Origin of the sequence: Nioella sp. (assembly GCF_965215655.1) — a bacterium.
GTDB lineage: Bacteria > Pseudomonadota > Alphaproteobacteria > Rhodobacterales > Rhodobacteraceae > Nioella.
Genome location: NZ_OZ244111.1, coordinates 1,368,410 through 1,380,158, shown reverse-complemented (window position 1 = coordinate 1,380,158; position 11,749 = coordinate 1,368,410). Strand labels below are relative to the sequence as shown.

The following is an 11,749-nucleotide window of genomic DNA, read 5'->3' as shown; positions in this document are numbered from 1 at the left end:
ACTCACCTGTGCCGGTTCAGAAGGATATCGCCGATCTCGCCCTGCGGACGCGACCGGGTGAAAGACAGAAGCATCCCCACGGCAATCCCCGTCGCAATCAGCGACGAACCGCCATAGGACACGAAGGGCAGCGTCATCCCCTTGGCGGGCAGCAGACGCACCGCCACCCCCATATTGATGATCGACTGCAACGCGAAAAGCGACGCAATCCCCGCACCGGCCAGCCGCGTAAACGGGTCGCGCTCCTTCATCAACCGGAAAAACGCCCGCATCGCCACGGTGGCGAACAATGCGATGATCAGCAGGACCAGGACCAGCCCGTATTCCTCCGCCGCGACCGCAATGATGAAATCCGTATGCGCGTCGGGCAGCGTCCATTTGACCGATCCCTCGCCCAACCCGGTGCCGAAAATGCCCCCCTCACGGATGGCATTGGCCGCATAGGCCAGCTGCGTGTTCGGGTCGACCTCGGGAGACAGGAACCCGTCGATCCGCCGCGCCACATGTTCCGAGGAGGAATAGGCAAAGACCCCGCCCGCGCAGACAAGTATCGCCACCAGCCCAAGCACCCAGATCGGCGCACCGGCGACGAAATAGATCACCGCCCAGGCAAAGAGAATGAGAGCCCCCTGCCCGTAATCGGGCTGCATCACCAGAAACCCCACGATGATCAGCATCACAAACAGCGACAGCGTCTTGCCCGGCGGCCCAGCGATCTGCTGGCTGGCGGCGATCATCCAGGCGGTGAAGATCACGAAGACGGGCTTGAGAAATTCCGAGGGTTGCACGGAGGCAAAGCCAAGCGAATACCACCGCGTCGCGCCCTGCCCGAAATCGGTGCCAAAGACCGGCAACAGCGCCAGTGCGGCGAAAGCCCCGAAGAACCCCATGACCCCGATCCGGCGCACCATGGTGGGCGACATCATCGAGGTCAGGATCATGGCGACGAAGGCCATGCCGCCGAAAAACGCCTGTTTGTACACGTAATAGAAGGGTTCGTGCCCGTTGCGTTCGGCCAGGGGCGGCGAGGCGGCAAATCCCAGAAGCAACCCGATCAGGAACAGGGTCAGGATACAGGCCAGCGTGACCCGATCCACGGTCCGCCACCACCGCGGCAGAATCGCTTCGCCAGATTGCACGAGCACCGTGCCATGCGCCATTTCCGTCATTGAGTACCGCCCGATACTGCCTCTGAATGCCCGGTTTTCCGGGTCTGATCGGCAGTCTAACGCGAAAATCCCTGTGCGGCTAGGGAAATGGCAATGACCACGCGGTTCGGCGCAAAGAGCCGCCCTTGCCGCCAACTCGCAGGCGCGGGCTTGTCAGGTAACCGCGAGAGGACAGGTGGCCCCCTGCGCGGCGCTACTCCGCCGCGACATGGTCCGAGATAGTCTCTCCATCCACGAAAACGGACACGCGACTCATCTGGATGCTCCCGGCACGTGTGACGTGCTCAGGCTGCCGGGACAGTTTGACGAAAATGGAACGGATCGGGGATTTTCCGGCCCCACCCGTTACAACCGGGCAGGCGCCTCTCCCCCCTTGCCCGGGCGCTTTCATCTTGGCCCCAAATACCTCCGCCGGAGGCATCCCGCCCTCGCAAACGGACCCGCCGCCAAACCCGGCGCACCGTCGCAGCCACACCTCCGTGGCAACGCGGCCCGACGAGGCCTCCGGCGTCAGCCGGGGGTTGAGAAGGGCCGCTCCCCGGTCGACGACGCAGTCGGCGAGACCGCCCTTTCGTCTGCACAGGGGGTGTACAGGGGGTGTACGGGGGGCACCCCCCATTATTCGGGCCTTAGCCCGCCAGTTTCGCCACCTGCCGGGCGAAGTCCTCGCCGCGCTGTTCGAAATTGTCATACTGGTCGAAACTGGCCGCCGCCGGGGCCAGCAACACCACCTCGCCCGGCTCCGCCTCTGCCGCCGCGCGGGCCACGGCCAATTCCATGGCCGTGCAGATTTCCACTTCCGTATCAGTCAGTTGCAGGGCGAATTTCTCCGCCTCCCGGCCGATCACATAGGCTTTCACCACCGATCCCAAAGCCGGTGCCAAAGCGTCCAGCCCACCCTCCTTTTCCAACCCGCCGCAGATCCAGCGGATGCGCGGGAACGCCGCCAGCGCCTTGGCTGCGGCATCCACATTCGTGGCCTTGGAATCGTTGACGAATGTCACGCCCGCAATCTCTGCAATCAGCTGCGAGCGATGCGGCAAGCCTTTGAAAGAATGGAAGGATTTTTCGACGATCCGCGGTGCCACGCCGAGCGCCCGAACGGCGGCATAGGCACAACAGGCGTTCTGATGATTATGCGCCCCCGGCAGTCCCGGAACCCCGCGCAGATCAATCGACCCAACCTGCCGCCCCTTGCGCCATTCGGCCAGAAACCCCTTGCGCGCAAAGACGTTCCAGCCCGGTCCGCCGAGCTTGCGCGACGCAGACACGCGAATGAGCCGCCCGTCGCCATTGCCCTCGCTCATCTGCCCCGCCAGAAACGCACCCTCGGGCTCATCCACGCCAATCACCGCCCGATCCGGCCCGCCCTCCGCGAACAGGCGACGCTTTGCAGCGAAATAGCCGCCCATGCCGCCATGCCGGTCGAGGTGGTCGGGGGAAAGGTTCGTGAAAACAGCCACATCGGGGGTCAGCGCGCGGGCCAGTTCGGTCTGGTAGCTCGACAGCTCCAGCACGATCACCTCGCCATCGACCGGCGGGTCAATGTCCAACACACCACGTCCGATATTGCCCGCCAACTGCACTGGCGTGCCGTTCTCCTCCAGTATATGCGCGATAAGCGCCGAGGTCGTCGATTTCCCGTTCGAACCCGTCACCGCGATGACGCGGGGCGGCGTGTCCATCTCCTCCCATCCCGACGCGGCGAGCGAGCGGAAAAAGAGCCCGATATCGTTGTCGACAGGAACCCCGGCCTCGTAAGCCGCCGCAATCGCCTTGTGCGGTGCGGGGTAAAGATGCGGGATGCCGGGGCTGGCGATGAGCATGGAACAGCCCTCCAGCGCGCCTTGGCGGGTCAGGTCGGCAACCGCAAAGCCCTCGGCCTCCGCCGCCTCGCGCCCCTTGGCACCGTCATCCCAGGCCAGCACCTCGGCCCCGCCAGCCCGTAAGGCCCGCGCGGCGGACAGGCCAGACCGCCCCAGCCCCAGAACCGCGATCTTCTGTCCCTCGACACCCTGAACCGGGATCATGCCGCACCCTCCGCATCCGCCAGCGCCTTCAGTATTGCCAGCGCCCGGGGGGCGTCTGCAAGCGGCACGAAGGCGTGGTCATGGTGGAAGGCCGCGACCATGTTGCAGGGGATGCCCGCGTCCGCCAGTGCGCCCGCCACGGAAGCCGTCAGCCCCACGCCATCCAAAGCCGAATGCACGGTGAGCGTGATCCGCGCCATGGGCATATCCGTGGGCAATCCCGCCGCCTCTGCATCCGCGTCGGACAAGATAAGCGATAGGCCCTCCTCCTCGACAAAGGTCGCAAGGGGGCGTGTCTCCGTGATCACGGAGACATCCGTTACGGTCCCGAAATGCCAGGTTTCAGGGTCAAGCACCGGGGCCATGCCCCGGATCATCGCGCCCCTGTCCCGGACCGGTGCCATTAGCGCAGCTTCAGCGTGGCCAGACCGATCAGCGCCAGGATCAGCGAGATGATCCAGAAGCGGATCACGATCTGCGGCTCGGCCCACCCGCGCTTCTCGAAATGGTGGTGAATGGGGGCCATCAGGAAGACGCGCTTGCCGGTGCGTTTGAAATAGAGCACCTGGATGATGACGCTCAGCGCTTCGGCCACGAAGAGACCGCCGACGATGGCCAGCACGATCTCGTGCTTGGTGCAGACCGCAATCGCGCCAAGCGCGCCGCCAAGCGCCAAAGACCCGGTATCGCCCATGAAGACGGCGGCGGGCGGCGCGTTATACCACAGGAAGCCAAGCCCGCCGCCGATAAGACCGGCGGTGAAGATCAGAAGCTCACCGGTGCCGGGCACATAATGCACGTCAAGGTATTCGGTGAAGTCGACCCGGCCCACGGCATAGGCGATAACGCCCAAAGTGGCGGCGGCGATCATCACCGGCATGATCGCCAGCCCGTCCAGACCATCGGTCAGGTTCACCGCATTGGCGGAGCCCACGATCACGATCATGCTGAAGGGGATGAAGACATATCCCATGTTCAGCAGCAATTCCTTGAAGACCGGGAAGGCCAGTTGCCCCGACAGTTCCGCCGGGTGCACATACATCGCTACGCCACCCGCAATCGCGGCAATCACCAGACCCAGACCGAAGCGCATCTTGCCCGACACGCCAGCCGTCGAATTGCGGCTGACCTTGGCGTAGTCGTCAACGAACCCGATGGCCCCGAAGGCGACCGTCACCAGCAGCACCAGCCAGACATAGGGGTTATCGAGCCGAGCCCATAGCAGCGTTGACAGGGTCAGCGCGGCCAGGATCAGCAAGCCCCCCATGGTCGGCGTGCCAGCCTTGGTTTCCAAATGGCTTTCGGGCCCGTCCTCGCGGATCGGCTGGCCGTTCTGGTACTTCTTGCGCAAGAGGTTGATCAGGGGTCGCCCAAAGACGAAGCCGAAGACCAGTGCGGTGAAGAAGGCCCCGCCTGCCCGGAAGGTGATATACCGAAACAGGTTAAAAAAGTCGCCGCCATCCGACAGCTCGTTCAGCCAATACAGCATCTAGCGGGGGTCCTCTTTGCTTTGACGGGCCGCTTGGCCCAATTTTCGCAAGCCGTCAACCGCCAGCGAGAGTTTCGAGCCCTTGGAGCTCTTGATCAGCACGATATCGCCGGGCCAAAGCAGACCGGGCAAAAGGCGGGCCATCTCCTCGGCGCTGTCCGTATGGGGGCCACGTTTCGCGGCAGGCAGGGCCGCGTCGAGATGGGCCATCAGAGGGCCGGAGGTGCAGACCAGGTCGATCGTGTCCAGCGCAGGCAGCGTGGCCAGCCCGGCATGCAGGTCAGGGCCAGTCGGCCCCAGTTCCAGCATGTCGCCAAGGACCGCAATGCGTCGTCCCCGACCCTGTGGTGTGGTGGTGGCCAGCACCTCAAGACTTGCGGCCATCGAGGTGGGCGAGGCGTTAAACGCGTCGTCGATCAGTTCCACGGCCTGATCGTCGGTGTCATTGATCACGATCCGTTCGCGCTGCCCGCGACCATCCACAGGCTGCCAGGACCCGAGCGCCAGCATGGCCCGCGTCACGTCACGGCCAAGCGCATCGACCACGGCGAGCACCATCAGCGCGTTCTGTGCCAGATGCCGCCCCGGCGCGTCGAGTTTGAACAGCAGATCGGTGCCGTGAAGCGCGGCTTTCACCACGGTCGCGCTGTCGGTCAAGGTGACGTCGGCCAGCCGAACGGCACCGGTTTCGCCTACGGTGATCACCTGTGCGCCCTGCCCTTCGGCGGTGTTGCGCAGGATATCCATGGTGTCGATATCGGCGTTGACGATGGCGATGCCGCCCGGCTCCAGCCCCTCGAAAATCGCGGCCTTTTCATGGGCGATGCCCTCGACAGACTCGAAGGCCTCCAGATGCACTGCGGCCACCGTGGTGATCACCCCCACATGAGGCCGCGCCATGCGCGACAGGGGGGCGATTTCTCCGGGATGGTTCATGCCGATCTCGATCACGGCAAACTCCGTGTCGGCAGGCATGCGGGCCAGCGTCAGGGGCACGCCCCAGTGGTTGTTGTAGCTCGCCTCGGCGGCATGGGTGCGCCCAAGTGCCGTGAGCGCGGTGCGCAGCATTTCCTTGGTGGTCGTCTTGCCAACAGATCCTGTGACCGCCACGACCTTTGCATTCGTGCGGGCGCGGGCCGCAGCGCCGAGCGCCTCCAGTGCGGTCAGCACGTCGGGCACGATCAGCAGCGGCGCATCGTCGGCCACGCCTTCGGGGATGTGGCTGACCAGCGCCGCGCCTGCCCCCTTCTCCAACGCCTGCGCCACGAAGTCATGGCCATCGCGGGCGGCCTTCAGCGCGACGAACAGATCGCCGGGCTGGATCGTGCGGGTGTCGATGGAAACGCCGGTGACGGACCAGTTCCCGCGCGCCTCGCCCCCGGTCGCGGCGGCGGCCTCAGCAGCGGTCCAGAGCGCGGTCATATCCGGCCCTCCAGCGCAGCGACAGCAACAGAGGCTTGTTCAACATCATCAAAGGGATAGACCACGTCGCCCACCTGTTGCCCGGTCTCGTGCCCCTTGCCCGCGATCAGCAGCGCGTCACCGGGGCCGAGCGTATCGACTCCGCGCAGGATCGCCTCGGCCCGGTCGCCCACATTGGTGGCCTCGGGACAGCCCGCCATCACCTCGGCCCGGATCGCGGCAGGGTCTTCGCTGCGCGGGTTATCGTCGGTCACGATGAGCACATCGGCGTTCTCTGCCGCCGCCCTGCCCATCAGCGGGCGCTTGCCCCGGTCGCGGTCGCCACCTGCGCCGAAGACAATGACCAACCGTCCCATCACATGCGGGCGCAGGGCCTTCAGGGCGGTTTCGATACTGTCGGGCGTGTGGGAATAATCCACATAGACCGGCGCGCCGTTTTCGCGGGTCGCGGCCAGTTGCATCCGGCCCCGGACCCCCTGCACCTGCTGAAGCGCGGCAAAGACCTCGGCCGGTTCCTCGCCCGCGCCGATGACCAGCCCCGCCGCCGTCAGCACATTCATCGCCTGAAACGCGCCGATGAGGTCGAGCCGCACCTGATAACTGCTGCCCTGCCAGCGGAAGAGCACATCCTGCCCGGTTTCATCCATGCGCCGCCCGGTGATCTTCAGCCGCGCGTCCTCGGAATATTGCCCGACGGTGATCACCTCGATCTCTCGCCGCTCGCAGATATCGGCCAGAAGCGCGCCCTTTGGGTCGTCGAGGTTGATCACGGCGGTGGATTCCTCGGGCAGCAGTTCGGTGAAAAGCCGCGCCTTGGCGTCGAAATAGGCCTCCATGGTGCCGTGATAGTCCAAGTGATCCTGGGTGAAGTTGGTGAAGGCAGCGGCAGCCAGATGCACCGCCTCCATCCGCCGCTGGTCGAGCCCGTGCGAGGACGCCTCCATCGAACAATGCGAAATCCCCGCCGCCGCCATGTCAGACAGCAGCCGGTGCAGGGTCAGCGGGTCGGGGGTTGTGTGGATGCCGGGGGCGGAAAACGCGCCCTCGACCCCGGTGGTGCCGATATTGGCGGCGTCATGGCCAAGCGCGGCCCAAATCTGCCGGGTGAAGCTCGCCACGCTGGTCTTGCCGTTGGTGCCGGTCACAGCAACCATGGTCTCGGGCTGCGCCCCAAACCACAGCGCGCAGGCATGGGCGAAAGCGGCCTTGGGGTCTTCGACGACCACAAGGGCCACTGACGCGCCTGCCAGTTCCCTTGCCGCGATCTCGGCCCCGGCACGGTCGGTCAGAATGGCCCCGGCCCCCTGACGCAGCGCGTATTGGATGAACTCGCCCCCATGGACCCGCGTTCCGGGCAAGGCTGCGAAGAGATGGCCGGGTTTCACATCGCGGCTGTCCAGGGACACGCCCGTCACCACAGCATCGCCGCCGCGTGTCGCGGTCAGCCCTAGCGCCGAAAGCGGTTTCGTGTCGGACGCCATCTGCCCCCCAATATCTGCGGGGTCCACGCCCGCGAGTCACATGTTATTGTGATGCGCTGGATAGACTATAGGCAAGCTCGGGATCAACGGTCTGCGGACGCAGGCCCAAAAGCGGCGCAACCCTGCGAATGACCTCTGCCGCCACGGGCACGGCAGTCCATCCGGCGGTGCGGCGGGTTTCGCCCAGAACCGAGATGGAGGGTTCATCCAGCGTGACCACCAGAACAAATTGCGGATCGTTCGACGGGAAGACCGAGGCAAAGGTGGCGATGACCCGATCATCGTAATAGCCGCCATTGGGGTTGGGCTTGTCCGCCGACCCGGTCTTGCCACCCACCTCGTAACCCGCGATTTCGGCGAGGTTGGCGGTGCCCTCTTCCTCCGCCACCACCGCGCGCAGCATTTCGCGCAAGGCAAGCGAGGTTTCTTCGGAAATCACCCGCTCACCCAGTTGCGGTTCCGCCTGCCGTTGCAGCGTCGGGCGCACCAGAGTGCCGCCATTGACCATCGTGGCATAGGCCGCCGCAAGATGCAGCTGCGTGGCGGAAATGCCGTGTCCGTAGGAGATCGTCATCGTCGAGAGCTGCCCCCAGTTCGACGGGTAAAGGGGGCGTCCCTGCCGCGACTCGATCATCTCGAAATCGAGCGCTTCCAGAAGGCCGAGCCGCCCGAGAAACTGCTGCTGCCGCTCTGCCCCGATCATCTGCGCCAGCCGCGCGGTGCCGATATTGGAGGATTGCACCAGAACATCGCGCACCGACATGCGCGGGCCATAATCATGGAAGTCGTTGATAGAAAAGCCTGCCATCCGCAGGGGGCCTTGCGTGTCGATCATGGTCTGCGGGGTGACCCGCCCTTCCTCCAACGCCTGCGCGACGGTGAAGAGCTTGTAGGTGGACCCCAGTTCGTACACGCCCTGCACCGCCCGGTTATAAAGCGGGCTTTGCGACGGATCGCCTTCCAGCAAGGGCCTTGGCCGGGCATTCGGGTCAAAATCGGGCAGGCTCGCCAGTGAAATCACCTCGCCGGTATGGGCATCCATCAGAACGGCAGAGGCGCCTTGCGCGTTCATGATCGTCATGCCGCCGGCCAGAACCTCCTCGACCGCCGCCTGAATGGTCAGGTCCAGCGACAGTTCAAGCGCCTCCCCGTTACGGGCGGGATCGCGCAATTCTTCGTCGAAATGCGCCTCGACACCGGCCACCCCGATGATCTCGGCGGCATTGACGGCCTGTTCACCGAACCGCGCCCCGCCAAGCACATGGGACGCCACGGCCCCGTTGGGATAAAGCCGCATCTCGCGCGGTCCGAACAGCAGACCGGGTTCACCCAGATCATGGACAAGCTGCTGTTGTTCCGGCGAAATCGAGCCCCGGATCCACATGAAGCGCGACCCGGATGAGAAGCGGCGCAAGAGCGTTTCCTCGTCAAGATCGTCGAAGATCGCGGCCAGCCCGGCGGCGGCGGCCTCCGGGTCGATCAGCTCGTGCGGATGCACATAGAGCGCGTTGGTCACGAGGTTGGTGGCCAGCACACGCCCCTGACGGTCGACGATATCGGCGCGGGTGGAAATGATCGAGCTGCCCGAGGTGGCACTGCGCGGCTCTTCCGGTTCGGACGAAGCCAGTGCCGTCATCTTCACACCGACAGCGGTAAAGGCCGCAAAGAAGCAGATTGCCAGCACCAGAAGGCGGCTTTCGGCGCGCTGGCGCAGGCGATCGCGCTGCTGCTCGTGCCTCAGGCGCAGGTTTTCACGCTCGATCGCGTCGGGGTTTTCGCCTTTCTGGCGGGCCTCCAGAATGCGGGCCAGCAGGCGCAGGGCAATGCGACGGGGATCGGTCATGGCGTGTCCTCCCCTTCCGAGGCACTGAAGAGGATGTCTTCCACCTCTGCCTCAAGGGGTTCGGGTGTCTCGGGGCGCCAGATCACCTCATCCATCACCGCGAACTGGTCGGGGGTCATGGGCAGAAGGTTCAGCCGTTCGAAATTCAGGTCCACCAGCTCGCGCAGCCGGTCGGGGCGGTTCAGATAGGCCCATTCGGCGCGCAGAACGCCAAGCCGTTCGCGTTCCACCACGATGGCGCGTTGCAGACGCTCCACCTCGCGCAATGCCTGCTGCGTCTGGATATTCTGGTGATAGGCCCAGTAACCAAGGGCGACCACGGCGACGGCAGCAAGGAAGGTGAGGAAACCGCGCATGGCTACAGGATCTCCGACAGGCGGGGCAGCCCGAGGATGTCTCCATCCGGGGCGGCGGCGGGGGTATGGGTGCGGCGCGCAACGCGCAACTTGGCGGACCGGGCGCGGGGGTTGCGGGCAATCTCCTCGGCATCGGGCGCAATGGCCCGGCGCGGAGTCAGGGTGAAACCGGGATCTCGGGCGGCCGCCTCGGGCGCGTAACGTGAGCCGCCACCGCCGAAGCTGGCCCGGTCTTGCAGGAAGCGTTTGGCGATGCGGTCTTCGAGCGAATGGAAGGTCACAACAGCCAGTTGCCCACCCGGCGCAAGGGCGCGTTCGGCGGCCATCAGACCATCGGCCAGCTGTCCGAATTCATCATTCACCGCAATGCGGATCGCCTGGAAGCTGCGGGTCGCCGGGTGACTTTGCCCCGGCTTGGCCCGAGGAAGACATTTTTCAACGATGCCAGCTAGTTGCAGAGTAGAATTAATACGGTTTTCAGTTCGCGCCTTGACAATCGCCTTGGCGATCCGGCGCGCGGCGCGTTCCTCACCGTAGTGGAAAAGAATATCGGCCAGCGCCGCTTCCGGTGCGTCGTTCACCAGGTCTTCCGCCGATGGCCCCGCCTGCCCCATGCGCATGTCCAATGGCCCGTCGCGCATGAAGGAGAACCCGCGTTCGGCCAGGTCGAGCTGCATCGAGGACACGCCCAGATCGAGCACCACGCCATCAAGCTGCGGAAACCCGGCCTTGGCCGCGTGCTGGTCCAACTCGGAAAACGTGCCCTCCACGAGGATCAGCCGGTCGCCATATTCGGCCGCCCAAGGGGCCGCCATCTGAAAGGCCAGCGGGTCGCGGTCGACACCGATCACCCGGTCTGCCCCGGCTGCCAGCAGCCCACGGGAATAACCGCCCGCCCCGAACGTGCCATCGAGCCACACACCGCTGACCGGCGCGACCGCATTCAGGATCGCATCGAGAAGCACGGGGATATGGGGCTCGGCTGCCGAACTATCGGATGCCGCGCCGCCGGTCATTCCGGATCACCCGCGGATTGGCCCACCAGACTGAGCGGGTCGAAGAAATCGCCCTGTCCGAGCGAGGCCAGAAGGGCCTCGATATTGTCTTCGGCTTCCTTGCCGGCCTCGGGGTTGAGGATGTGGAACTGGTCGCCCTTGCCCTGGAACAAGGCTTCGGCACCCAGGTCGATCTTGTCCCGCGCGGCAGGCGGCAGGACGAGGCGGCCGGTGTCATCCACCGTCGTCGCCTCGCATTTGGCGTAGTAGAAATGCTCCAGCACCGCGCGCAGCGGCGTGCCGCGCTGCACGGATTTGATCATCGCGTCGATCTCGTCAAACGCATCGCCGGAGAGGCATTCGAGGTAATTCTTCTTGGGGTCGCCATAGGCGATATAAAGGCGCGGCGCGCCGCCGGGGGTGTATTCGCTGTCGGAATTCTGGAGCACGCGACGGAACTTGACCGGGATCGACACCCGGCCCTTTCCGTCTACCTTGTTCAGGCTTTCGCCCTGAAACCTGCGCTCCACTGTCCCCGTCCTTACCTGTCCCTCGTTCATGTCCCCGAAAGGACAACGGCGGATCGAGCAAGCTGCCACTGCTCAATCCGCCGCCCTCGTCCCATTTCTGGGGTGTCCGACTACGCGCGCATTACCTGGGGGGGGGATGTCTGCTCTGCCCGCGCGCCGGATCTCTCTATGTCAGCGAATGAGATTGCCTGTATGAAACTGCCGTTTTTTGTTTTCCGGTCCTTGGTCTGTCGCCTTGGCCCCGGTGATCTCGTTTGCTGTGTGATTGTTGTCTCATGGAATGTTTTCCCAATCAATCCCTTTTTATGGGAAAATTCCCCAGATCTTGCCGGGAGCCACCCCAGAACACAGCATCTTGGGGGTGAAATCATCCCGATTTGCGCAGATGGAGTGGTGCTAGGAGATCAAACCACAAGATATGGCTGTGATTCTTG

The 11,749-nt window shown here is 64.7% G+C and carries 10 protein-coding genes; all 10 read right to left on the bottom strand.

Annotation, left to right across the window (positions count from 1 at the left end):
- Nucleotides 1-2: 2 nt before the first annotated feature.
- Complete coding sequence (gene ftsW, locus ACOOEX_RS07105; protein WP_420397765.1) at nt 3-1,169, bottom strand: putative lipid II flippase FtsW; 1,167 nt, start codon at nt 1,167-1,169, stop codon at nt 3-5.
- A gap of 629 nt (nt 1,170-1,798) precedes the next feature.
- Nucleotides 1,799-3,199, bottom strand: coding sequence for a UDP-N-acetylmuramoyl-L-alanine--D-glutamate ligase (murD, locus tag ACOOEX_RS07100; protein ID WP_420397764.1), 1,401 nt, complete (start codon nt 3,197-3,199; stop codon nt 1,799-1,801).
- A complete protein-coding gene (locus ACOOEX_RS07095) occupies nt 3,196-3,603 on the bottom strand; it encodes an ACT domain-containing protein (protein WP_420397763.1) in 408 nt (135 codons plus the stop codon). The genes murD and ACOOEX_RS07095 overlap by 4 nt, the downstream gene beginning before the upstream one ends.
- Nucleotides 3,603-4,688 carry a phospho-N-acetylmuramoyl-pentapeptide-transferase gene (gene mraY / locus ACOOEX_RS07090; RefSeq protein ID WP_071690255.1) on the bottom strand — a complete coding sequence of 362 codons (1,086 nt, stop codon included), beginning with the start codon at nt 4,686-4,688 and terminating at the stop codon, nt 3,603-3,605. Before mraY ends, ACOOEX_RS07095 begins: the two co-directional genes overlap by 1 nt.
- Nucleotides 4,689-6,110: a UDP-N-acetylmuramoyl-tripeptide--D-alanyl-D-alanine ligase gene (locus tag ACOOEX_RS07085; RefSeq protein WP_420397762.1), complete on the bottom strand. Its 1,422-nt coding sequence runs from the start codon at nt 6,108-6,110 to the stop codon at nt 4,689-4,691.
- The gene (locus ACOOEX_RS07080) at nt 6,107-7,591 is read right to left on the bottom strand and encodes a UDP-N-acetylmuramoyl-L-alanyl-D-glutamate--2,6-diaminopimelate ligase (RefSeq protein ID WP_420397761.1); all 1,485 of its coding nucleotides are present in this window, start codon (nt 7,589-7,591) and stop codon (nt 6,107-6,109) included. The genes ACOOEX_RS07085 and ACOOEX_RS07080 overlap by 4 nt, the downstream gene beginning before the upstream one ends.
- A 43-nt stretch (nt 7,592-7,634) precedes the next feature.
- Nucleotides 7,635-9,434 (bottom strand): peptidoglycan D,D-transpeptidase FtsI family protein, encoded by a 1,800-nt coding sequence (locus ACOOEX_RS07075; RefSeq protein WP_420397760.1) that lies wholly within the window; start codon nt 9,432-9,434, stop codon nt 7,635-7,637.
- Nucleotides 9,431-9,790: a cell division protein FtsL gene (gene ftsL / locus ACOOEX_RS07070; protein ID WP_071690251.1), complete on the bottom strand. Its 360-nt coding sequence runs from the start codon at nt 9,788-9,790 to the stop codon at nt 9,431-9,433. The genes ACOOEX_RS07075 and ftsL overlap by 4 nt, the downstream gene beginning before the upstream one ends.
- Nucleotides 9,791-9,792: 2 nt before the next feature.
- Nucleotides 9,793-10,806 carry a 16S rRNA (cytosine(1402)-N(4))-methyltransferase RsmH gene (gene rsmH, locus ACOOEX_RS07065; RefSeq protein ID WP_420397759.1) on the bottom strand — a complete coding sequence of 338 codons (1,014 nt, stop codon included), beginning with the start codon at nt 10,804-10,806 and terminating at the stop codon, nt 9,793-9,795.
- On the bottom strand, nt 10,803-11,315 hold the full coding sequence (locus ACOOEX_RS07060) for a division/cell wall cluster transcriptional repressor MraZ (protein ID WP_420397758.1): 513 nt from the start codon (nt 11,313-11,315) through the stop codon (nt 10,803-10,805). The genes rsmH and ACOOEX_RS07060 overlap by 4 nt, the downstream gene beginning before the upstream one ends.
- Nucleotides 11,316-11,749: the final 434 nt, after the last annotated feature.